Below are 22,101 nucleotides of genomic sequence, written 5' to 3' on the forward strand. Positions count from 1 at the left end.
CTCCGGTCGACGCTCAGGGGGCTGCACGCCAGGCTGCGACCGACCTCGCGGTGGCCAGCTCGTCCACGACGGCCGAGGAGAGCAGTGCGTGCCCGTTCGCGTTCGGGTGGTCGCCGTCGTCGAGCAGGTCGCCCGTCGGGTCCCGGGTGCCCGACGCGCCCTTGAGCGGGCTGTACGCGTCGACGTAGACGGCGCCCGTCGACGCGGCCACCTGCTGGACCGTGTCGTTGACGAGCCGGGTCAGCGAGTCGCTGCCGAGGACGAAGTCCTCGCCGAGGGCCCGCCCCACCGAGCCGTCGACCGTGACGTTCCAGTAGCCGAGGAGGGCGATGCGCAGGTCGGGCCGGTGGTCGATACGACTTATCGCCGCGATGATCCGGGTCAGGCCGTCGTGCAGTCCGGCGAGGGTGGTGGACCAGCAGTCCGACCCCGCGGCCGGGAAGCAGCCCTGGTCGTCGACGCGGTCGAGGTCGAAGTCGTTGGCGCCCACCTCGACGATGACGAGGTCGGCGTCCGCGAGGTGGTCGCGCGTCGCGGGCGACGAGAGGTCGTCCTCGACGTCCGCCGTGGTCCAGCCCCCGTTCGCGTCGTTGTGCACCACCCAGCTCCGGTGCGTCAGCCGCCCCAGCCGCTCACCGACCTGCTCGACGTAGCCCGTGCATCCGCACGTCTCCGCCGAGGGCACCGAGTCCCCCAGCCCGACGACCGTCAGCGGTCCGGGCGGCGTCGGAGATGCTGTCGGCGACGATCCCGCCGACGGGATCCCGCTCGTGACAGTCGGTTTCGTGGCTGGGCCGGACTCACGCAGCACGTCGGTCGTCCCGAGACCGGGCACGACACCGCCCAGCGCCAGCGCCATGACGACTGCGATCCCGATCAGCACCGCGACCCGGCGCGACGGCATCCGGCGCCGGCGCTCACGCACGGAAGCCCGGCAGGGTCTGTGCCAGCCACACGAGGGCGGCCGGGACGTACGGCGTGAACACCGAGTCGCGGTGGCCGCCGTGGGCGAGGACGGTGCCGGTGACGTCGAGCGGGCTGCGGGCGACGCTGAGGAACTTCGAGGTCGTCGGGTACGACAGCGGGTCCTCGCGGGAGGTCAGCACCCACATCGCCACGGGCGGCGGTGCCGTGCGCGCCATCGTGACGAGGTCGTAGCCACGCCCGCTCGCCGCCGTCAGGGGGTCGTACGCCGCGCTGAAGTCCGGGCGGAAGTAGCCGAGGAGCACGACGGCGGCCCCGAAGACGTCGGGGTGGCGCATCGACAGGGACGCCGCGCACCATGCGCCGTAGGAGTATCCGAGCGTGGCCCACGACGTCCGGGTCTGCTTGACGTGGAAGTGGTGCACGGTCCACGCGGGGATGTCGTGGGCGAGCCACGTGTCCGTCTGTGGCTGTCCTGCACCACCGTTGACGCACTCGGTGTCGAGGCTCGCCGGGGTGTCGATGCGCGGCACGACGACGATCGAGGGGGCCAGTCGGCCCTCGGCGGTCAGGGCGTCGACGGAGCTGAGGAAGTCGAGCTTGAGGAAGCCCCGGGGTCCGCTCGGGAAGCCGTGCAGGCCCAGGATGACGGGGTAGGTGCGGGAGGACCGGGGGTCGTAGCCGACCGGCAGGTGCACGTAGACCTGTCCCTCGGCGTTCGACCGCGAGTCGACCACCGTGTACGTCTGCAGCCGCGAGCCCGGCTGGGGGAGCGGCGGCAGCACGGCCGGTGCCGCCACGCCTCGGAGCCCGGGGCCCGACACGGGGGCCGACACGACCTCCGGGCTCGTCCCGCCGTGGTGCACCTGGACGGACGTCGAGCGGGAGCCGAAGAGGTCGCCCCAGCTCGAGTAGAAGAGGTACTGGTCGTTGAGGGCGGCGCCGGCGAGCGCGAGGACGAGGACGTTGAGCAGCACGACCTGGACGCCACGCACGACGGCGCGCCCGACCCTGCTGCCCCACCGGGGCCATCCGGCGACGACGAGCCCGAACACGACGAGGGCGAGCACGGCGAGCAGGACGACGGGGCCGGCATCGGTCAGCTCCATGCCGGGCTCGTCTCGCGGTCGGCCCGGCGCGTGGTCACCGGGCGCACGAACGGGAACGTCAGCACCGAGCGGATCGAGCTGTGGGTGAGGAGCATGACGAGGCGGTCGACGCCGATGCCGAGGCCACCGCTGGGCGGCATCCCCAGCTCGAGCGCGTGGAGGAAGTCCTCGTCGACCTCCATCGCCTCGGGGTCGCCCGCGGCGGCCTTGAGCGACTGCTCGGTGAGCCGCGCCCGCTGGTCGACGGGGTCGGTCAGCTCGCTGTAGGCCGTGCCGACCTCCATGCCCGCCACGACGAGGTCCCAGCGCTCGGCGAGCCCCGGCGCGCTGCGGTGCGGTCGGGTCAGGGGCGAGGTCTCGACGGGGAAGTCCGTGTAGAAGGTGGGCAGGACGGTCACCGGCTCGACGAGCTCGGCGTAGAGCTCCTCGATGACGGCCCCGGCGCCCATCTCGGGGCGCACCGCGATGCCGTGGTCCTCGGCGAGGCCGAGCAGCACGTCGAAGTCGGTCTCGACGGTGACCCGCCGCCCGACCGCGTCCGACACGGCGTCGAGCACGGACACGACGGGCCACTCGCCGCTGATGTCGACGAGCTCGACGCCGTCCGAGCCGTCCGAGCCGCCCGATCCGGTGAGCGGCAACGGGATCGCCTCGCGACCGTGGACGGTGCGTGCCGCCTCGCGGACGAGCCGCTCGGTGAGATGACGCATCGTCGTGTAGTCGGCGTGCGGCTGGTAGACCTCCAGCGAGGTGAACTCGGGGTTGTGCGTCGCGTCCGCCCCCTCGTTGCGGAAGTTGCGACCCAGCTCGAAGACCGGGCCGAGGCCGGCCACGAGGAGTCGCTTGAGGTGCAGCTCGGGCGCGATGCGCAGCGACAGATCGATGCCGTACGCGTTGATGAAGGTCCGGAACGGCCGCGCGCTCGCGCCGCCGTGGGTCGTGTGGAGCATGGGCGTCTCCACCTCGAGGAAGCCGGCGTCGCCCAGCGTCCGCCGGATCGAACCGACGACGGCGGACCGGCGCCGGAGCAGCTCGACGTCGCGCGGGTGGACGAGCAGGTCGGTCGAGCGTCGGCGCGCCCGGGTCCCGGGGTCGTCGAAGGCGCGGAAGGGGACCGGGTGCAGGCACTTGGCCTCCATCCGCCAGGCCTCGGCGAGCAGGCTCGGGGTGCCCGTCCGCGAACGGCCCGTCGTGCCCTCGACGCGCACGAGGTCGCCGACGTCGACGAACGACGTGAGCCGGTCGAGGCAGGGGCGACCGACCCGGGCCGCGTCGAACAGCACCTGCAGCCGCGCCTCACCGTCCACGAGAGTGGCGAAGGCGACGCCTCCGTGGTCGCGCACCTCCCGGACGCGTCCGACGACCGACAGTGTCCGAGGGGTCCGCCACGCGTCCGGGCCGAGGGCGGCGACCGGGGTGGTCGTGACCGACGCGGCGCCGACGGGGTAGGCGTCGACCCCGGCCTCGCGCATCCGGTCCAGCGCCGCGACCCGGTAGCGGAACTGGTCGGACCGGCGCGGGCCGAGCGCCTCGACGTCGACGGGGGGTGCGCTGATCGAGGCCGCCTGCGCGAGGTGCACGGGGTCGAGCTCGGTGGGCACGCTCCGGAGAGACGGGTGGCGCACGAACCCCTCGGCAGCCCCGACGGCGAGGACCACCTGCGGCAGCGACACGGCATCGTCGTAGCAGAGGAACCGCGGCTGCCACGTCGGCTCGTACTTCTCGTTCGCGCGGTAGAGGCGCTCGAGCTGCCAGATGCGGTCGAAGAGCCCGAGCACCGAGGCGCCCACCCGCGTCAGGGACCCGGACCCGAGCCTCTCGGCATCCTCGAAGACGGTGCGGAACATGCAGAAGTTGAGCGAGACCCGGGCCAGGCCCAGCCGGCGGGAACGGGCGAGCAGCTCGCTCACCATGAGCTCGGTGACGCCGTTCGGGGCGTCGGGGGAGCGCCGCATGACGTCGAGCGAGACCCCCGAGCGCCCCCACGGCACGAGGGACAGCACCCCGACGAGCGACGCTTCGGCAGCGTGCGCGGTCACGTGCAGGACGTCGCCGTCCGCGAGGTCGCCGCCCCGACCGAGGGCCATCGAGAAGCCCCGGTCGGTCTCTCCGCTGCGCCACGCCTCGGCGCGCTCGGTGATCTCGGCGAGCTCGTCGGCCCGCAGCTCGCGCTGTCGCCGCACGCGCACCTCGAGTCCGGCCCGCGTCGCCCGCGCGACGGCGTGGCGCACCGGCGAGAGCGACGTCCGACGCAGGTCGAAGCGTCGGGGATCGAGGATCGCCTCGTCACCGAGGAGCAGCACCCGCATGCCCCCGGTGGCGGCATACGCCCGGGCGCCCCGCTCGCTCGCGCCCACCACCGCCGGCACCCACCCGAACTCACGCGCCTCCGCGCGCCAGGCCTCGATGGCAGGCTGCCAGCTGTCGGGATGACCGATCGGGTCGGCACTCGCCAGGGACACCCCGGCGACGACCCGGTAGGTCACGGCGGCCCGGCCGTCGGCGGAGAAGACGGAGGCCTTGTCGCGGCGCGTCGCGAAGTAGCCGAGGGAGTCCTCGGCGCCGTGGTGCGCGAGGAGCCCGCGCAGGGCCACCTCGCGGTCCGGCGACCAGCGGCTGCGCGGTCGCGCGGAGGCGAGGAAGAGCGTGACGGCCGCGAGGATCGTCAGGCCGGCGCAGACGGCCACGACGTCGACGACCCACGGCGGGACGAGCGCCAGGGCGCGCCGGCTCATCCCTCCGAAGACGGCGAGCACGGTGTCGACGAGGGGGTCGACCTGTGACCGGGGTGCCCCGACCGCGCCGAGGAGCAGCCACGCGACGCCCAGCGTCACCGCCGAACCCACGGCAAGGGCTGCGAGCGCGAGGCCCCACGAGCCTCGCTGGAGCCGTCCCGTGAACTCGTCACGGATCCGCCAGAGCCACCACAGGGCCAGGGCGGCGACCAGCGTCGAGACGATGTCGAGCCCGCGGCCCAGGTCACCTCGGCTCACCCACATCTCGGTGCGGGGCAGCCGAGCGGCAGGGACGAGCGCCACGAAGCCGACGTAGATGCCGAGGACCTGGAAGACGGCGACGAACCACAGCCCGATCCGCTTGCGGCCGAGTAGCGCCCGGGTGGCGAGAGCGAGGACGACCACCGACACGAAGGTCGGGGCCACCGGCACGTTGAGGAGACCGAAGATGCCCTCCGCCAGGAACGGGTGCGGCCGGCGTCGGGCCAGGAGCGTCAGCAGGAGTGCCACGAGGGTGGCGAGCGCGTAGACGCCGGTGAGCAGTCGCGCGGGACGGTGCGAGGCCGGCGCCCGCGAGATTCGGGTGCCCATGGGCCAGACGATCCCCCGCACCGCTGGGCGACCGCTGGGCGTTGCCTGCGAAGGGCCTCACAGCCCGTGCCCAGCCAGCACCCAGCGTGGTGCGCGCGGCGGTGCCTCAGGAACCTCTCAGGTACGCGGTCCACCGTCGCGGGTAGGTCGGGGGTGGACGCGGACGACGCACTGAGCGTCCGGTACGGGCGCCCGGAGCATACGAGACACGGGCCGTGCGACGGCTCGTCCGATCGGTCGAGGAGGCTGTCGTGGGTCGAAGCAGGTGGGTGGTCGGTGGGGCCGGCGTGGGTGCGGTCGGACTCGCGGCCTGGGACCTCCTCCAGCGCAAGCACACGATCCTGCGCCGTTACCCCGTGGTCGGGCACCTGCGCTACCTGCTCGAGGACATCCGGCCCGAGCTCCAGCAGTACTTCGTCGAGCGCGACTGGGACGGCCGCCCGTTCGACCGTGACACGCGGTCGGTCGTCTACGAGCGGGCCAAGGGCATCCACGGAGAGCGCCCCTTCGGCACGGAGCTCGACGTCAACGAGGTCGGCTACGAGTACCTCGTGCACTCGGCCGCGCCGGCCGACCCTCCCGACGAGCCTGCCCGTGTCGTCGTCGGCGGCCCGGACTGCTCGAAGCCCTACTCCATGGCCCTGCTCAACGTCTCCGCGATGAGCTTCGGCGCCCTGTCCGCCAACGCGATCCGCGCCCTCAACCGGGGTGCAGCGCTCGGGGGTTTCGCCCACGACACGGGCGAGGGCGGGTTGTCGCCCTACCACCTCGAGCACGGCGGCGACATCGTCTGGGAGATCGGTACGGGCTACTTCGGCGCTCGCACCAAGGACGGTGACTTCGACCCGGCGACCTTCTCCGACAAGGCATCGGGGGAGTCGGTCAAGTGCGTGTCCCTCAAGCTGAGCCAGGGCGCCAAGCCCGGCATCGGTGGTGTGCTGCCCGGCGCGAAGGTGACGAAGGAGATCGCCGACATCCGGCAGGTGCCGCAGGGCGAGAAGTGCGTCAGCCCGTCGAGCCACCGGGTCTTCCACACGCCCGTCGAGCTCATCGAGTTCATCGGCCGCATGCGTGAGCTCGCCGGGGGCAAGCCGACCGGCTTCAAGCTCTGCGTCGGGTCGCGGGTCGACGTCCTCGCGATCTGCAAGGCGATGCTCGAGGTGGGGACGACACCCGACTTCATCGTCGTCGACGGCTCCGAGGGAGGCACCGGCGCGGCCCCGCTCGAGTTCGAGGACCACGTCGGGATGCCGCTCACCCACGGCCTCATGACCGTGCACAACGCGCTCGTCGGGGTGGGTCTGCGCGACCGCGTCCGCATCGGCGCGAGCGGCAAGGTCGCGGCCGGCAACGACATCGTCAAGCGCGTCATCCAGGGCGCGGACTACACCAACTCGGCCCGCGCGATGATGATGGCGGCGGGGTGCATCCAGGCCCAGCGCTGCCACACCGACAAGTGCCCGAGCGGCGTCGCGACGCAGAACGCCCGCCGTGCACGGGCGCTCGACGTCGGCGACAAGAGCGAGCGCGTCCACCGCTACCAGCAGGCCACCGTCGACGAGGCGATGCGGATCATGGCGGCCATGGCCGTCACCGACCCCTCGCAGCTGTCCCCGCACCACCTGCGCCTCAACGTGTCGGCGACCCGCAACCAGTCCTACGCCGAGCTCTACGACTGGCTCGCCCCCGGCGAGCTCGTGGCCGAGCCGCCGCGGGACTGGGCCCACGACTGGGCGACCGCCAGCGCCGACCACTTCGGCCCGGGAGCACGACCCGTGCACCTCTGACCGCCACCCACCGGCCCGGCGTTCGCAGCCCGGCCGTCAGGAAGGACCTCCCATGACCACCGTCGCCGAGCACATCATCACCTCGTTGGCCGACGCAGGCGTGACCCAGGTCTGGGGCGTCGTCGGCGATGCCCTCAACCCGCTCACCGACGCGATCCGCAGGCAGGAGCGCATCGAGTGGGTCGGCGTGCGCCACGAGGAGGTGGCGGCCTTCGCCGTCAGTGCCCAGGCCCAGCTGACCGGCTCGCTCGGGGTGTGCATGGGCACGGTGGGGCCCGGTTCGATCCACCTGCTCAACGGGCTCTACGACGCGAAGAAGTCGCACGCGCCCGTGCTCGCCATCTGCGGCCAGGTGCCGAGTCCCGAGATCGGGACCGACTTCTTCCAGGAGGTCGACAACAACGCCCTGTTCGCCGACGTCTCCGTGTGGTCCCAGACCCTGACGTCTGCCGGACAGCTGCCCTACCTGCTCGAGCAGGCCGTCAACGCGGCCCAGTCGCTGCGTGGCGTCGCCGTGCTGACCCTGCCCGGGGACGTCGGTGACCTCTCGCTCGACAAGGGCGTGCGGCCCGCGACGTTCGCACCGACCGGCGTCCCGGCCGCGGCCCCGGATGCCCAGGTGGACGCCGCCGTCGCCGCCCTCGCGGGAGACGCGCCGGTGACGCTGCTCGTCGGCTGCGGCGCGCGGGAGGCCCGGTCGCAGGTGCTCGAGCTCGCTGACGTCCTCGCCGCGCCGATGGTGCTGACGCTCAAGGCCAAGGAGGGGCTCGAGCGCGACAACCCCTTCGAGGTGGGCCAGTCAGGGCTCATCGGCAACCCGGCTGCCGCGAAGGCCATGGACGACTGCGACGTGCTCGTCCTCGTCGGCACCGACTTTCCCTACCGCGACTGGTACCCGACGGGGAAGACGGTGGTCCAGCTCGACGCCCGGGGGGAGCACGTCGGGCGCCGCACGCCGGTGCAGCACGCCCTCGTCGGTGACGCCGCGGCGACCCTGGACCGGCTCGTGCCGCGTCTCGAGCGACGCGCGGACCGCGGGCACCTCGAGACGGCCGTCGCGGCATACGGCAGGTGGCGTGATCGGCAGCGGTCGCTACTCGACCCGGGCCACGACCGGACGCTCCTCGGGCGAGCCCGCGCCGTGCTCGACAACCCCGACGAGCGCATCCGCCCCGAGGCCGTCGCAGCGGCCGTCGACCGGCTGGCGCCCGAAACGACGATCTTCACGAGCGACACCGGCATGTCGACCGCGTGGCTCGCGCGCTTCGTGACGATGCGCGGCACCCGGCGGCTCGTGGGCTCCTACAACCTCGGCTCGATGGCCAACGCGCTGCCGATGGCGCTCGGCGCGCAGGCCCTGGACCGCACGCGTCCGGTGGTCGCGTTCGCCGGCGACGGCGGCCTGATGATGCTGCTCGGCGACCTGCGTACGGCCGTGACGTACCGGCTGCCCGTCGTCGTCGTGGTCTTCGACAACGGCAGGCTCGGCATGGTCAAGCTCGAGCAGGAGCAGGGTGGGCTGCCGGAGTTCGGGACCGAGCTCGACAACCCCGACCTCGCGGCCGTCGCTGCGGCGATGGGTCTGACGAGCCGCCGAGTCACCGAGCCCGACCAGCTGGACGACGCCGTCGGGTGGGCTCTGGCCGCCGACGGGCCGGTGCTGCTCGACGTCGTGACGAACCCCGACGAGGTCGCGATCCCGCCGAAGCCCAAGGTCGCCCAGGGTTGGGGCTTCGCCATCGCGAAGGCCAAGGAGGCCGTGGAGAGCAGGTAGACGTGTGTCGTCTCTTCGGGATGAGTGCCGGTCGGGCGCGGGTCTCCGCGACCTTCTGGCTCCTCGACGCGCCCGACAGCCTGACCCGCCAGTCGCACGTCAACCCCGACGGCACCGGTCTCGGCACCTTCGACGAGGCCGGCCGCCCGGTGCTCGAGAAGCAGCCTCTTGCGGCCTGGCACGACGCCGAGTTCTCGAGCGAGGCGAAGGAGCGGCGGAGTGCGACCTTCGTGGCGCACGTGCGGCACTCATCCGGCACCGCGCCCCGGCCGGAGAACACCCATCCCTTCGAGCTCGACGGCCGCCTCTTCGCGCACAACGGGGTGGTGGAGGGCATGCCGCTCCTGGAGCAGCACCTCGGCCCGGCGATGGGACGCGTCCGCGGAGACACCGACTCCGAGCGCCTGTTCGCGCTGGTCACCGCCGAGACGGCTGCCGCCGGTGGGGACGTCGGTGCGGGCATGGAGCGGGCCCTCGGCTGGGTGGCAGAACACCTGCCCGTGTATGCCGTCAACGTCGTCCTCACGACACCGACCGAGCTGTGGGCCTGCCGCTACCCCGACACGCACGCCCTCTGGCTGCTCGACCGCCGTCGACCCGTCGAGGGCCTCGACCACCGCAGCGAGTCCGGCACGCACGTCGTCAGCGACGACCTGGCGGACGCCCCGTGCGTCGTGGTCGCGAGCGAGCGCCTCGACCAGGACCCGGGGTGGCGGATGCTCGACCCCGGTGTGCTCGTGCGGGTCGGGCCGGACCTGGCCGTCACGGAGGGCGCCGTCGTCGACCCGGAACCGCGGCACCGGCTCGAGCCGGACGACCTCGGTGCGGCCGCGGCCTCGCAGCGCCCCACCGGGCGGTGAGGCTCAGCCGGCGTCGACGACGCGGCGGACCAGGTCGGTCCACGTGGCGACCCCGCGGTCTTCGGCCGCCTCGAGGACGCGCTCGGCGCCCTCGTCGACCACCAGCCCGCCGCCTGACCGCACCCCGGCACACCGCCTCGTCGTCGGCACCCGCCGACCACCCGCTGGGCTGGGCCCGGACCGAACGTCCGGGCCCAGCGCCATACCCGGGCGGCCGTCGGAAGGCGCGCGTCGCTGCGCCGGGGACCGGTGCGTGTCTCAGTCGGCTGGGGTCGTCGCGGCGATGACGCGGGTCAGCGAGCCGTGCAGCGCCTCGAGGTCCTCGATGCGCAGGCCGAGCCGTTCGACGATCTGTGGCGGCACCTCGAGCGCCTGCTCGCGCAGGCGCCTGCCGCGCTCCGTCAGGGTGATGGCGAGAGCACGCTCGTCGTCGGGGTGTCGGTCGCGCGTCACGAGACCCGCGGCCTCCAGACGCTTGAGCAGGGGGGAGAGCGTGGCGGGTTCGAGGCTGATCAGCCGGCCGATCTCGCGGACGGTGAGGGGGGACCGCTCCCACAGGGCGAGCATGACGAGGTACTGCGGGTGGGTGAGCCCGAGCGGCTCGAGCACCGGTCGGTAGAGACCGATGACGTTGCGCGCGGCCACGGCGAGGGCGAAGCAGACCTGCTGGTCGAGCTTGAGCAGGTCGTCGGGCGAGACGGTCGGCGCGTCGTGGGAGCGGGTGACCGGGCGGCGTGACGGTCGGATGCCGGTAGGGGTGCTGGCGCTGCGGGTCATCGGGCCTCGTCCTCGGAGTCGCGGGATCTGTGTACACTAACAGTTAGTGCACTAACTATCTGGAGGCAGCATCGTGTCGTCCTCGAGGCCCCGTGAGGGACTGTCGATCTGGTATCGCATCGGCTACCGGCTGCGCCTGATCGGCCTGACCGTCTTCGGCCCGGCCCAGCTCGGCGAGGGCAACGACCCCACGGCCCGGCTCGCACGCGAGCGCGCGGCCAAGGTCGCCGCGGCGCGCGCGGCGCGCGACGCGCACTGAGGGACCCCACGACCCGCCGACATCCGTTCGCGCGCAACGGGCCTCGCGCCGCGCCGACGGGAGTACCGTCGGAGGTGACGCATCGGACCCTGGAGGTGCCATGGGTGATCGTGTAGGACTCATCGTCATGCTGGCCGTCGTCGTGATCCTCGTCATCGGTCTGCTCATCGTCGGACCTCGGCGGTCCCGCAGTGGACGCGACGGGAGCGAGTCCCTCAACAAGCACCGCGACGACACCGAGCAGGCGCGTCGCGACCATCCCGAGGGTGCCGAGCGGTCCCACCTCGTCGGCAACCCGCCGGTCGACACGATCACGGCCGACGGCTGGGGCGTGGCCCGACCCGGTGAGGGGGCCGAGCCGGAGGAGCTGCCCGTGGACGTCCACCCCGAGCTCCACGAGGAGCGCGGTCGCCGCCGACGTCACTAGAAGGCGACGCGGTCGCTCAGTCGCGGGTCAGTCGCCAGGTCGTCGTGCTCGCGTAGGTCTCGCCGGCGCGAAGCACCGTCGAGGGGAAGTGCGCGTGGTTGGGCGCGTCGGGAAACCCCTGCGTCTCCAACGCGATTCCGGCTCGGGGGCCGTATGCCGTGCCGGAGGTCCCCACGACCGTGCCGTCGAAGTGGGCCCCGGTGTAGACCTGCACGCCCGGCTGGTCGCTCTCGATCACGAGGGTGCGTCCCGACGCGCCGCGCAGCGTCGCGACGTGGCGCAGCCCCGTCCCCCGCACGACGAAGTTGTGGTCGAGGCCCTGGCCGTGGACGAGCTGCTCGTCGTCCCCGGCGAGAGCGTCACCGAGGCGGGTCGGCCGGCGCAGGTCGAAGGGCGTCCCGGTCACGTCGCGCACCTCGCCGGTCGGCAGCAGCTGGGCGTCGGTCGGCGTGAAGGCGTCCGCGGACACTGCCAGATCGTGCTCGTCGACAGGGCCTGAGCCCTCGCCGTCGAGGTTGAAGTACGTGTGGTTCGTCAGGCTCAGCACGGTGGCGCGGTCGACCGTGGCGCTGTAGTCGATGCGGACGAGGTCGGGCTCGACGCGGTAGGTGACCGTGACGTCGAGGGCACCGGGGAAGCCCTGGTCGCCGTCAGGGCTGTGCAGCGCGAGGCGCACGTGGCTCGGGCCCTGCTCCTGGACGGTCCACGCGCGACGGTCGAAACCGTCGAGTCCGCCGTGCAGGGCGTTGTCGCCCTCGTTGGCCGTGATGGTGTGCTCCACGCCGTCGAGCGTGAACCGGGCCCGGGACAGACGGTTGCCGTAGCGTCCGATCGTGGCGCCGAGGTAGCCGCCGTCGGCGGCGTACGTCATCGGGTCCGCATGTCCCAGAGCGACGTTCGTGTCACCCTCAGCGTCCGTGACGAGCAGCCGGCGCACCGCGGCGCCGGCCGTCACCACCTCGAGCACCAGGCCGTCGGCGACGAGCTCGATCGAGGTCGGGGTGGTCGGTGCGGACGATGGCATCCGGGGCTCCTGCAGGTGGTCGGCGGTTCGGCTGAGGTAGAAGGTCGACGTCGACCCCGAGGGGCCGCGGTGAGGCGACCCGCGTCGTGGCGAACGTACGACCCGGGCGACGCCACCGCCCAGAGTGACACGCCCGCGCGTGCCGGTTCGCTGCTCGCCGCGCGACTCGGACGGCGTGACGTGGAATACGTCTGCCCGGCGGGCCGCGAGTGAGCACAATGGGGCGATGGTCGAGACGAACTGGGCAGGCAGCCATACGTACCGGTCCCGCATCGAGCGGGTGCGCTCGGTCGAGCACCTCCAGGAGGTCGTCGCTGCGGCACCGCGCGTGCGCGCCCTCGGGTCGCGGCACAGCTTCACCGACCTGACCGACATCACGGACGTCGACGACGGCGTGCTCGTGTCGCTCGATGACCTGCCGACCCGGGTGGACGTCGACCCGTCGACCCGCACGGCCCGAGTGACGGGCAGGGCGGCATACGGCGACGTCGCCACCGCGCTCCAGGCGGAGGGGTGGGCCCTCGGCAACCTCGCCTCGCTCCCGCACATCTCCGTCGCGGGTGCCGTCGCGACCGGCACGCACGGCTCGGGCATCGGGAACGGCTCTCTCGCAACGGCCGTCGCTTCGCTCGACCTCGTCGGCCCGGACGGTGAGCTGCGCACGGTCGGCCGTGGGGACACCGACTTCGGCGGCAGCGTCGTCGCTCTCGGTGCGCTCGGCGTCGTCACCTCGGTCACCCTCGACGTCGAGCCCACCTATGACGTGCGCCAGGAGGTCCGCACCGGGCTGTCCTGGGAGACACTGGCGTCCGGGCTCGACGCCGTCATCGGCAGCGCCTACAGCGTCAGCCTCTTCACCCGGTGGGGCGACGCCGGCATCGACCAGGTCTGGCTCAAGAGCCGCGGCGACGAGGCCCCGCCCCGGCCTTTCGGTGCCCCGGCAGCGACGACGTTGCACATGTTCGCAGACGGCGACACCGAGGCGGTGACCGTGCAGGGCGGTGTCCCCGGGCCGTGGCTCGACCGGCTGCCGCACTTCCGAATGGCCTTCACCCCGAGCCGCGGCGAGGAGCTGCAGAGCGAGTACCTCCTGCCGCGCGAGCACGCCCTGACCGCGATCGAGCGGATGCGCGGCCTGCGCGAGCGCCTGGCACCGGTGCTCCAGGTCAGCGAGCTGCGCACCGTGGTCGCCGACGACCTCTGGCTGAGCGGCTCCTACGGCCACGACGTCGTGGCCGTCCACTTCACCTGGAGTCGCGACCAGGAGCGGGTGTATGCCGTCCTGCCGGCGATCGAGGCGGCGCTCCTGCCGCTCGGGGCGCGTCCGCACTGGGGCAAGTGCTTCGTCGCGGGAGTCGCGGAGCTCGAGCCGCTCTACCCGCGGATGGCCGACTTCCGGGCGCTGCGCGACCGGGTCGACCCGGACCGGGTCTTCGGCAACACCTTCCTCGAGCGCGTCATCGGCTGACCGCCCCGCGCCCGCGCCGGGGCTCAGCGGCGCTTGCGGCCGCTTCTCTCCGCCCGGGCTGCGTCGATCTCGGCGGTGACCGAGCGCAGCGCGGCCGCGATGGTGCCCAGCGAGGCGGCCACGCCGGGCAGCTCGTCGGCGCCGATCGGGTCGAAGGCGTGCGGCATCCAGTCGCGCACCTCGCGCAGCCGGCGCACCCCGGACTCGGGGATCTCGACGGTGCTCCGTCTCCGGTCGCTCGGGTCGGGCACACGTCTGACCATCTCGCGCCGCTCGAGGCGGTCGACGAGGGTCGTCGTCGAGCTCGTCGTCAGGCCCAGCTCGGTTGCGAGGTCCGTCTGGCCCATGGGTCCGCGGGCGAGGAGATAGCTGATGGCCCGGCTCTCGTTCACCGTGAGGTCGAGGTGGGCTGCCACCGCGATGCGGTAACGCTCGCCGGCGAGGATCAGCTCCCGAAGGGCGATCGTCGCGTCGTCGCGGGCATGGGCGCGGGGGCTCACGCGCACCACCTCCTGAGATCCATCTCATGTGCCGATCTGGTCGCTTGATTGTCTAATTAACTACCCGTACCGTAGCTGGTGTCGGGAGCCTGGGACCACCGCGCGCGGTGACCCGGGATCCACCGGACTCGGGGTTGAGCAGCCAGCCCCGAGTCCGAGACCTCCACTGACGCTGCGACGGGGCGAGGCGGACAGACATGGACGGCGACGACATGGCGGTCGAGAGACTGCTGACCCCCGCGGAGGTCGCGACGATCTTCCGCGTCGACCCCAAGACGGTGAGCCGCTGGGCCCGGTCGGGCCAGCTGCACGCCCTCCGGACGCTGGGCGGACATCGCCGCTACCCGGAGAGCGAGATCTGGGCCCTGCTCGAACAGCAGCAGGGTTAGGCGCTGCGGGGCGTCTGCAGCGCCCCGTCGCGCAGCGCCCCCGCGAACGACGTGATCTCGCCGAGAGCGCCGACGAGACACGCTTGGTAGGCGTGGTAGACGTCCGGGCGCCCCTGCCAGACGACGCTCGACGGGACCAGCTCGGGTGACAGCTCGTGGCGCCACGAGCCCTGCTCGGGGTCGACGAACCACTGGTGGGCGTGCTCCCACCAGCGGTCGTACCACGCGGCATACGTGGGATCGCCGGTGGCGAGGTGGAGCGTGCGGGCGGCGCCGATGGCCTCGGTGACGACCCAGTGCAGCCGGTCGCGCACGACGGGCCGGCCCTCGAAGTCGGTGGTGTAGACGAACCCCTCGTGGCCGTCGACGTCCCAGCCCTCGTGCACCGCGACGTCGAAGAGCGAGCGTGCCTCGTCGAGCAGCCAGGCCGGCGCCTCGGCCCCGAGGGCGTGGCGAAGGTGCAGCGACAGCCTCGACCACTCGAGCAGGTGGCCCGGCGTCACGCCGAACGGGCGGAACTTGTCGGTCGGACGGTCGCGGTTGTAGTCCGGGCGCGGCTCCCAACGGGCGTCGAAGTGCTCAGGCAGCCGGTAGTTCCACGACCGCGCGAAGCCGTGCACGACGCGCTCGGTGATCCGGAGGGCGTGCCCGAGCCAGCGCGGGTCGCGGGTCACGTCCCACGCGGCGAGCAGCGCCTCCAGGGAGTGCATGTTGGCGTTGACGCCGCGGTAGTCCTCGAGGTCGGTCCACGTGCGGTCCCAGACGTCGAGGGCCAGGCCGTCGGACTCCCGCCAGAACCGCTGCTCGAAGGTCTGCAGCGCGCCGTCGAGCAGCTCGTCCGCGCCGGGGCGCCGCGCGGCCGAGGCGGACGTCGCCGCGAGCACGACGAACGCGTGCTCGTAGGCCCGCTTGTCGGCGATGTCGGGCGACCCGTCGCCGTGCACCGAGGCGAACCAGCCGCCGTGCTCGCCGTCGTGGAGCAGCCCGCCGGGGGCGAAGGTCGCGACGCCGTGGTCGACGACGGGCTCGAACGAGGCGTCGCCCTCGAGGACCGCCAGGGCGGCCACGTGGGTCATCCGCGCCGTGATCCACAGCTCGACGCCGTATGCCGGGTCGAGCCTCCCGTCGTCGCCGAGCCACCCGAAGCCGCCGCCGGGGCGTTGCGCCGCACGCGCGAGGGCCCGCAGTGAGCGCCGCTGCTCCGCGAGCCGGTCGAGGTGGTCCGGGGGCAGCGGGGTGTCGGGCATGCCCCCCAGTCTGCCGAGGTCGCGCCCCGGCCGCTGCCGGTCCGCGTAACGAACTGGGGTCAGAAGTCGCCCGCGTCGCGTCGCAGCCGGGTCAGCACGTCGACGAGCGAGCGGACGTCGGCGGCGCCGAGGTCGGGCTGCTCGAAGACCTCGGTGTTGAGGGCCGTCGTGGCGCGCTCGGCCAGCTCCCGGCCGGCCGGGGTGAGGGCCACGAGCATCGCGCGACGGTCCTCGGGGTGGGTCGAGCGGGTCACGAGCCCGGCGTCCTCGAGGCGGTCGACCGCGTTGGTCACGCTCGTGGGATGCACCTGCAGGCGGCTGCCGATGACCTTCATGGGCAGCGAGCCGCGCCGGCTGAACCACAGGAGCATGAGCACCTCGTAGCGCGCGAAGGTCACCCCCAGGGGGCGGAGGGTCGCCTCGACCCGGGCGAGCACGATCTGGTGCGCGCGCATGAGGGAGGTGATCGCGGCCATCCCGTCGGCGGCGGGGCCCCACCCCTGCTCGACCCACTGCTCCCGCGCCCGGGCGATCGGGTCGAAGCCGAGGCCCGAGCCGGCGGCGACCCCGGCGCCCGCGCTGCCCGCCGCGTTGGTCTGCGCACTCATGGCGTCATCGTAGGACGCGGACGCGTTGACGTCCATTAGTAGGAAGTCCTACTATTTTTCCATGTCCGACGCAGCGAAGCGCGATCTCCACCAGCCGTCACACCACGTCCGTCTCGTCACGGCCAGCAGCCTGTTCGACGGGCACGACGCCTCGATCAACATCATGCGGCGCATCATGCAGACGCAGGGCGCCGAGGTCATCCACCTCGGACACAACCGCTCCGTCCAGGAGGTCGTCGACGCGGCGATCGAGGAGGACGTCCAGGGCGTCGCCGTCAGCTCCTACCAGGGCGGCCACGTCGAGTACTTCGAGTACCTCGTGAAGCTGCTCGAGGAGAACGGCGCCGGCCACATCCGTGTCGTCGGCGGCGGGGGCGGCGTCATCGTCCCCGAGGAGATCGCACGGCTGCGCGAGTCCGGCGTCACGATCTTCAGCCCCGAGGACGGCCAGCGCCTCGGCCTCGCCGGCATGATCAACACCGTCGTCGCCGACTGCGACTTCGACCCGTGGGAGCTGAGTGCGCCCTCGCTCGAGGCCGTGCTCGCCGGCGAGCGGGCCTCCGTGGCGCGCGCCATCACCGGCGCCCAGGAGGGCGACATCGGCGACGCCATGCTGGCGGCCGTCCGCGAGGCCGCGGGCCGACGCCGCGTGCCGGTCCTCGGCATCACCGGCACCGGTGGCTCCGGCAAGTCGAGCCTCACCGACGAGCTCATCCGCCGCCTGCGCCTCGACCAGCAGGACAAGCTCCGCGTCGCCGTCCTCGCCGTCGACCCGACCCGCAGCCGTGGTGGCGGCGCCCTGCTCGGCGACCGCATCCGCATGAGCTCGCTCGACGGCGACCGCGTCTTCTTCCGCAGCCTCGCGACGCGCGGCGGCTCGCAGGTGCCGACCCACTTGGACGATGTCCTCGACATCGTACGGGCCGCGGGCTTCGACCTCGTCATCCTCGAGACGCCGGGCATCGGCCAGGGCGACGCCGCCGTCATCGACTACGCCGACGTCTCCCTCTACGTCATGACGCCGGAGTTCGGCGCGAGCAGCCAGCTCGAGAAGATCGACATGCTCGACCGCGCCGACGTCGTCGCCATCAACAAGTTCGAGCGTCGCGGCGCCGAGGACGCCCTGCGCGACGTCGGCCGCCAGATGGTGCGCAACCGCGAGGCCTTCGGCAAGGACCCCGCCGACATGCCCGTCTACGGCACGTCGGCCGCCACCTTCAACGACGACGGCGTCACCGCGCTCTACCAGGAGCTGCGGGGCCTGCTCGCCGACCGGGGCATGCCGGTCGAGGAGGGCGTGCTGCCGCGGGTCGCCACCCGGCAGTCCACCCGCATCGCGACCATCGTGCCCGCGTCGCGCGTGCGCTACCTCGCCGAGATCAGCGACACCGTCCGCGGCTACCACGAGGCCACCGAGCGGTATGCCGCCGCGGCCAGCCGGGTGCAGCGGCTCGAGTCGGTGCGCGGCGAGCTCGCGGCCGCCGCAGCGGCCGACGACGTCGACAGCGCCGAGAGCGCGGTGCGTGCCGTGGAGGCCTTGCTCGACCAGGCCCGCACCGACGTGCCGACCGCGGTGGCCGGGGCCCTCGCCTCCTGGCCGTCCGTCGTCGAGTCCTACTCCGGCGACGAGCAGGTCGTCAGCATCCGGGGCAAGGAGATCCGCAACGTCCTGACCCGAGAGTCCCTGTCGGGCAACAAGATCCCCCGGGTCTCGCTGCCGCGCTACCGCGACCACGGCGAGCTCGTCAGCTTCCTGCGCCGCGAGAACCTCCCCGGCTACTACCCCTTCACCGCGGGCGTCTTCCCGTTCAAGCGCGAGGGGGAGGACCCCGCCCGGATGTTCGCGGGGGAGGGCGACCCGTTCCGCACCAACCGGCGCTTCAAGCTGGTCTCCGAGGGCCAGCCCGCCACCCGTCTGTCGACGGCGTTCGACTCCGTGACCCTCTACGGCCGTGACCCCGACCCGCGCCCCGACGTCTACGGCAAGGTCGGCACCTCGGGCGTCTCCGTCGCGACGCTCGACGACATGAAGGCGCTCTACGACGGCTTCGACCTCGTCTCCCCGACGACGAGCGTCTCGATGACGATCAACGGTCCGGCGCCGACGATCCTCGCCTTCTTCCTCAACACCGCGATCGACCAGCAGCTCGACGCCTTCCGGGCGCGGGAGGGCAGGGAGCCGAGCGACGGCGATCGCGAGGAGCTCACGGCATACGCCCTCGCCAACGTGCGTGGCACCGTGCAGGCCGACATCCTCAAGGAGGACCAGGGCCAGAACACCTGCATCTTCAGCACCGAGTTCTCGCTCAAGATGATGGCCGACATCCAGGAGTGGTTCATCGAGCGGAAGGTCCGCAACTTCTACTCCGTGTCGATCTCCGGCTACCACATCGCCGAGGCCGGGGCCAACCCCATCAGCCAGCTCGCGTTCACCCTCGCCAACGGCTTCACCTACGTCGAGAGCTACCTCGCGCGCGGCATGGCGGTCGACGACTTCGCGCCCAACCTCAGCTTCTTCTTCAGCAACGGCATGGACCCCGAGTACTCCGTGCTGGGCCGTGTGGCCCGCCGCATCTGGGCCGTCGCGATGAAGGAGAAGTACAACGCGGGGGAGCGGTCCCAGAAGCTGAAGTACCACGTGCAGACATCGGGCCGCTCGCTGCACGCGCAGGAGATGGACTTCAACGACATCCGCACGACGCTCCAGGCGCTCATCGCCATCTACGACAACGCGAACTCCTTGCACACCAACGCTTTCGACGAGGCCGTGACCACGCCGTCGGAGGAGTCGGTGCGCCGTGCCCTCGCGATCCAGCTCATCATCAACCGCGAGTGGGGCCTCGCGATGAACGAGAACCCGCTCCAGGGATCGTTCGTCATCGACGAGCTGACCGACCTCGTCGAGGCCGCCGTCCTCAAGGAGTTCGACCGCATCACCGAGCGTGGCGGCGTGCTCGGCGCGATGGAGACCGGCTACCAGCGCGGGCGCATCCAGGACGAGTCGATGCTCTACGAGCACCGCAAGCACGACGGCAGCCTGCCCATCATCGGCGTCAACACCTTCCGCAACCCGCACGAGGGCGAGGTGCCCCGCACCGTGGTGCTGGCCCGCGGCACCGAGGACGAGAAGCAGAGCCAGCTCTCGCGGGTCCGCGCCTTCCGGGCGGCCCACGAGGTCGAGGCGAAGGCGGCGCTCGAGGAGCTCAAGGCGGTGGCGATCGAGGGTGGCAACGTCTTCGACGTCCTCATGCGCGCGGCACGGGTGTGCTCGCTCCAGCAGGTCACCGAGGCCTTCTTCGAGGTCGGCGGCCAGTACCGCCGCAACGTCTGACCCCACCCTCCAACCGTCGAAAGGCCACGAACCGTGCCGGTGACGCTCGCCGACGACCTCGCGTATGCCGTGTCGTTGCCGACACCGCCACGCCGGGTCGTGTCGCTGGTGCCGTCCATCACAGAGGCCCTGGCGACGACCTGCCCGGAGCGGCTCGTGGGCGCCACCGACTGGTGCACGCACCCGGAAGGCCTTGCCGTGCAACGGGTTCGAGGCACGAAGAACCCCGACCTCAGGGCCGTCGAGGCGCTCGAGCCCGACCTCGTCGTGGCCAACAAGGAGGAGAACCGCGAGCTCGACGTCCGGCGGCTGCGTGACGCCGGCGTGCCCGTCTGGGTCACCGACATCGAGACGGTGCCGGCGGCACTGGACTCGCTCGGGCGGCTCTTCCGCGACGTGCTCGACGTGGGCACGCCCGACTGGCTCGTCGCGGCCGCTGACGAGTGGGGAGGCCCGGTGCCCGAGACGGTCGTCGACGTGGCCGTGGCGATCTGGCGCGACCCGTGGATGGCCGTCGGCCGCGACACCTTCACCGGCGACCTCGTGTCCCGGCTCGGCTGGCGCAACGTCCTCGCCGGCTCCGACGACCGCTACCCGCACGTCGACCTCGACGAGCTCGACCGTGAGGGCGTCGTCGTCCTGCTGCCCGACGAGCCCTACGTCTTCACGCCCGACGACGGGCCCGAGGCGTTCGACCGCGCGCGCACCGCTCTCGTCAGCGGCCGGCTGCTCACCTGGTACGGCCCGAGCCTCGTCGGGGCCCGGGCGTCCCTCACCGCAGCGGTCGAGCGCTGACTCCGCCCGCGTCAGCACATGCCTGACACCCCGGGCGACAGCACGCGCCTGAATCCGCCGGCCAGTTTGTGGCCTCTCGACGTTCGAGGACCGTCGAGAGGCCACAAACCGCGTCCGCCCGGAGGCGGGTCGGGCATCGGGGCGGCGTCGTCCCGTCAGTCGTCGGCGACGACGAGCAGGCCGGCGAGCATCAGCCGACGAGCCAGCTCGAGCCCGACCATGTCGGCGCGCAGGACGCCACCGGCGACCAGGGCGACGAACGTGCCGACGTCGTGCGACTCGACCGGGAAGTCGGCGAGGCGGCTGCGCAGCCGGGCCGGGCCGTCACCGGAGGGCACGAGCCGAGCGGCCACGTGCGGCCGCAGGCGGAGCGTCGTCTCGGGGCGAAGGGCGTCGGCCGCCGCCACCTGGGCGAGGGGGCTGATCGGGGCCGGTCGCTGCGAGCCGCGGGCTCGTGCCTCGAGGGCGTCGACGACCGTGGCCACGTCGATCTCGCCGAGGGCGCGTACGAGCGCTGCCCGCACGAGCTCCACGTCCGGGGCGATGGCCTCGTGGTCGAAGCCAGTGGGTGCGACGCCGAGGGAGGCCCTGATCCTCTCGTCGCGGCTGGCCTCGGCGACCGCGATGGAGACGAGCTCGTCGGCGACGTGCCGGCGCGTCCACACGTGGACGCCCAGCGTGAGGTGCGTGCTGACGCCGCCGAGGGCCGTCGCCGAGTGCACCCAGCCGCGGGGGAGATAGAGGACGTCGCCGGGGCGGAGCGTGAACTCGTGGTCCGGCGCGCGCCGCCCGATCTCCTCGACCTCGGCCCGGTGGTCGGTCCACGGCTCGTCGCGCAGCGGGGAGTCGTGCACGGGGGGCCGGACACGCCAGCGCTTCTCGCCACCCACCTGGAGCACGAAGACGTCGTGCACGTCGTAGTGGTCGCTGAAGCCGGTGTTCTGGCTCGGGGTGACGTACGCGTTGGCCTGGACCGGGTGGCCCAGCTCCTCCGCGAGCTGCTGGGTGAAGTCGATGAGGGGGCCCCACGTGCGGTGCAGCCCTTGCAGGACGATCGTGGCTCCGTCGGCGAAGTGGCCGAGGAGCTTGTCGTCGCTCACCTGGTCGGCGACCGACGCGCCGACGCCGCCGCCCTGGGTGAACTCGCGGTCCCCCAGGGTGTGCCCGCCCTTGGCGACACGAAGGAAGGGGGACCGGAGACCGCGACGGGAGATGAGCTCGTCGACGGCGTCCTCCCCGAAGAGGTCGAGCAGGCCGCCCGGCAGGTCGGCCGCGCGGGTGACCACCGGCGTGTGCGCCCAGTGGTCGCGGGCGAACTCGTCGGCGGCGAACGGCACGAGACGCGCCAGCGCCGAGCGCCCACGGTCGTCCGTGGGCACCCGGCTCGTCGTGCCAGCGGTCATCAGATCGAGGAGGTCGGGTCCGCTCCGGCCCCACCGTCGGCGCCGCCGTCGTGGCTGCTCGTGTCGGCTCCGCCGTCAGCAGGGCCCTCGGTG

At 72.6% G+C, this 22,101-nt stretch carries 18 protein-coding genes; 9 read left to right on the forward strand and 9 right to left on the reverse strand.

Annotated elements, in window-relative coordinates:
- Positions 1–13 precede the first annotated feature (13 nt).
- The 3 genes from ASG96_RS07085 to lysX are packed head-to-tail and all read right to left on the reverse strand — an operon-like array spanning position 14 to position 5,359.
- Positions 14–925 carry an SGNH/GDSL hydrolase family protein gene (locus tag ASG96_RS07085; RefSeq protein WP_056752629.1) on the reverse strand — a complete coding sequence of 304 codons (912 nt, stop codon included), beginning with the start codon at positions 923–925 and terminating at the stop codon, positions 14–16.
- Positions 918–2,033 (reverse strand): esterase family protein, encoded by a 1,116-nt coding sequence (locus ASG96_RS07090; protein WP_057587535.1) that lies wholly within the window; start codon positions 2,031–2,033, stop codon positions 918–920. The genes ASG96_RS07085 and ASG96_RS07090 overlap by 8 nt, the downstream gene beginning before the upstream one ends.
- Entirely contained in the window at positions 2,024–5,359 is a 3,336-nt protein-coding gene (gene lysX, locus ASG96_RS07095; RefSeq protein WP_057587537.1) for a bifunctional lysylphosphatidylglycerol synthetase/lysine--tRNA ligase LysX, read from the reverse strand. Before lysX ends, ASG96_RS07090 begins: the two co-directional genes overlap by 10 nt.
- 251 nt (positions 5,360–5,610) lie before the next feature.
- Here lysX and ASG96_RS07100 point away from each other — a divergent pair, with 251 nt between their 5' ends.
- The 3 genes from ASG96_RS07100 to ASG96_RS07110 are packed head-to-tail and all read left to right on the forward strand — an operon-like array spanning position 5,611 to position 9,780.
- A complete protein-coding gene (locus ASG96_RS07100; RefSeq protein WP_235509098.1) occupies positions 5,611–7,146 on the forward strand; it encodes an FMN-binding glutamate synthase family protein in 1,536 nt (511 codons plus the stop codon).
- Between the two features lie 52 nt (positions 7,147–7,198).
- Positions 7,199–8,920 carry a thiamine pyrophosphate-dependent enzyme gene (locus ASG96_RS07105; protein WP_057587540.1) on the forward strand — a complete coding sequence of 574 codons (1,722 nt, stop codon included), beginning with the start codon at positions 7,199–7,201 and terminating at the stop codon, positions 8,918–8,920.
- A 2-nt stretch (positions 8,921–8,922) separates the two neighbouring features.
- Positions 8,923–9,780: a class II glutamine amidotransferase gene (locus tag ASG96_RS07110; protein ID WP_057587542.1), complete on the forward strand. Its 858-nt coding sequence runs from the start codon at positions 8,923–8,925 to the stop codon at positions 9,778–9,780.
- A 258-nt stretch (positions 9,781–10,038) separates the two neighbouring features.
- Here the strand turns inward: ASG96_RS07110 and ASG96_RS07115 are convergent, their stop codons facing one another.
- Positions 10,039–10,557 carry a MarR family winged helix-turn-helix transcriptional regulator gene (locus ASG96_RS07115; RefSeq protein ID WP_056752647.1) on the reverse strand — a complete coding sequence of 173 codons (519 nt, stop codon included), beginning with the start codon at positions 10,555–10,557 and terminating at the stop codon, positions 10,039–10,041.
- A 73-nt stretch (positions 10,558–10,630) separates the two neighbouring features.
- Between ASG96_RS07115 and ASG96_RS07120 the strand changes: the two genes are divergently transcribed.
- Both ASG96_RS07120 and ASG96_RS07125 read left to right on the forward strand, forming a co-directional pair.
- A complete protein-coding gene (locus tag ASG96_RS07120; RefSeq protein ID WP_056752649.1) occupies positions 10,631–10,816 on the forward strand; it encodes a hypothetical protein in 186 nt (61 codons plus the stop codon).
- 100 nt (positions 10,817–10,916) lie between these two features.
- A complete protein-coding gene (locus ASG96_RS07125) occupies positions 10,917–11,243 on the forward strand; it encodes a hypothetical protein (protein WP_057587544.1) in 327 nt (108 codons plus the stop codon).
- 16 nt (positions 11,244–11,259) lie between these two features.
- Here ASG96_RS07125 and ASG96_RS07130 read toward each other — a convergent pair whose 3' ends face one another.
- Complete coding sequence (locus ASG96_RS07130) at positions 11,260–12,267, reverse strand: aldose epimerase family protein (RefSeq protein ID WP_057587546.1); 1,008 nt, start codon at positions 12,265–12,267, stop codon at positions 11,260–11,262.
- Positions 12,268–12,493: 226 nt separating this feature from the next.
- Between ASG96_RS07130 and ASG96_RS07135 the strand changes: the two genes are divergently transcribed.
- Positions 12,494–13,735, forward strand: a complete 1,242-nt coding sequence (locus ASG96_RS07135; protein WP_057587548.1) for a D-arabinono-1,4-lactone oxidase — start codon at positions 12,494–12,496, stop codon at positions 13,733–13,735.
- Positions 13,736–13,758: 23 nt separating this feature from the next.
- Here the strand turns inward: ASG96_RS07135 and ASG96_RS07140 are convergent, their stop codons facing one another.
- The gene (locus ASG96_RS07140) at positions 13,759–14,235 is read right to left on the reverse strand and encodes a MarR family winged helix-turn-helix transcriptional regulator (protein ID WP_157610728.1); all 477 of its coding nucleotides are present in this window, start codon (positions 14,233–14,235) and stop codon (positions 13,759–13,761) included.
- A 197-nt stretch (positions 14,236–14,432) separates the two neighbouring features.
- On the opposite strand from ASG96_RS07140, the gene ASG96_RS07145 reads away from it, so the two are divergent.
- Entirely contained in the window at positions 14,433–14,624 is a 192-nt protein-coding gene (locus ASG96_RS07145; protein ID WP_057587551.1) for a BldC family transcriptional regulator, read from the forward strand.
- Here the strand turns inward: ASG96_RS07145 and ASG96_RS07150 are convergent.
- Both ASG96_RS07150 and ASG96_RS07155 read right to left on the reverse strand, forming a co-directional pair.
- Positions 14,621–15,871 (reverse strand): AGE family epimerase/isomerase, encoded by a 1,251-nt coding sequence (locus ASG96_RS07150; protein ID WP_057587553.1) that lies wholly within the window; start codon positions 15,869–15,871, stop codon positions 14,621–14,623. The genes ASG96_RS07145 and ASG96_RS07150 overlap by 4 nt on opposite strands.
- A 59-nt stretch (positions 15,872–15,930) precedes the next feature.
- Complete coding sequence (locus ASG96_RS07155; protein ID WP_056754497.1) at positions 15,931–16,479, reverse strand: MarR family winged helix-turn-helix transcriptional regulator; 549 nt, start codon at positions 16,477–16,479, stop codon at positions 15,931–15,933.
- A gap of 61 nt (positions 16,480–16,540) precedes the next feature.
- Between ASG96_RS07155 and icmF the strand changes: the two genes are divergently transcribed.
- Together icmF and ASG96_RS07165 are read left to right on the forward strand one after the other, a co-directional pair.
- Positions 16,541–19,810: a fused isobutyryl-CoA mutase/GTPase IcmF gene (gene icmF / locus ASG96_RS07160; protein ID WP_057587555.1), complete on the forward strand. Its 3,270-nt coding sequence runs from the start codon at positions 16,541–16,543 to the stop codon at positions 19,808–19,810.
- Between the two features lie 33 nt (positions 19,811–19,843).
- Positions 19,844–20,605 carry a helical backbone metal receptor gene (locus ASG96_RS07165; protein WP_057587557.1) on the forward strand — a complete coding sequence of 254 codons (762 nt, stop codon included), beginning with the start codon at positions 19,844–19,846 and terminating at the stop codon, positions 20,603–20,605.
- 155 nt (positions 20,606–20,760) lie between these two features.
- Here the strand turns inward: ASG96_RS07165 and ASG96_RS07170 are convergent, their stop codons facing one another.
- On the reverse strand, positions 20,761–22,008 hold the full coding sequence (locus ASG96_RS07170; RefSeq protein WP_057587559.1) for a cupin domain-containing protein: 1,248 nt from the start codon (positions 22,006–22,008) through the stop codon (positions 20,761–20,763).
- Between the last annotated feature and the right edge of the window lie 93 nt (positions 22,009–22,101).

The organism is Terrabacter sp. Soil810 (genome assembly GCF_001429645.1).
GTDB lineage: Bacteria > Actinomycetota > Actinomycetes > Actinomycetales > Dermatophilaceae > Terrabacter.

Coding starts and splice junctions, on each gene's coding strand:
- ASG96_RS07090 (WP_057587535.1), bottom strand. CDS start 2,033: ATGGAGCTGACCGATGCCGGCCCCGTCGTCCTGCTCGCCGTGCTCGCC.
- lysX (WP_057587537.1), bottom strand. CDS start 5,359: ATGGGCACCCGAATCTCGCGGGCGCCGGCCTCGCACCGTCCCGCGCGA.
- ASG96_RS07105 (WP_057587540.1), top strand. CDS start 7,199: ATGACCACCGTCGCCGAGCACATCATCACCTCGTTGGCCGACGCAGGC.
- ASG96_RS07115 (WP_056752647.1), bottom strand. CDS start 10,557: ATGACCCGCAGCGCCAGCACCCCTACCGGCATCCGACCGTCACGCCGC.
- ASG96_RS07125 (WP_057587544.1), top strand. CDS start 10,917: ATGGGTGATCGTGTAGGACTCATCGTCATGCTGGCCGTCGTCGTGATC.
- ASG96_RS07130 (WP_057587546.1), bottom strand. CDS start 12,267: ATGCCATCGTCCGCACCGACCACCCCGACCTCGATCGAGCTCGTCGCC.
- ASG96_RS07135 (WP_057587548.1), top strand. CDS start 12,494: ATGGTCGAGACGAACTGGGCAGGCAGCCATACGTACCGGTCCCGCATC.
- ASG96_RS07145 (WP_057587551.1), top strand. CDS start 14,433: ATGGACGGCGACGACATGGCGGTCGAGAGACTGCTGACCCCCGCGGAG.
- ASG96_RS07150 (WP_057587553.1), bottom strand. CDS start 15,871: ATGCCCGACACCCCGCTGCCCCCGGACCACCTCGACCGGCTCGCGGAG.
- ASG96_RS07155 (WP_056754497.1), bottom strand. CDS start 16,479: ATGAGTGCGCAGACCAACGCGGCGGGCAGCGCGGGCGCCGGGGTCGCC.
- icmF (WP_057587555.1), top strand. CDS start 16,541: ATGTCCGACGCAGCGAAGCGCGATCTCCACCAGCCGTCACACCACGTC.
- ASG96_RS07170 (WP_057587559.1), bottom strand. CDS start 22,008: ATGACCGCTGGCACGACGAGCCGGGTGCCCACGGACGACCGTGGGCGC.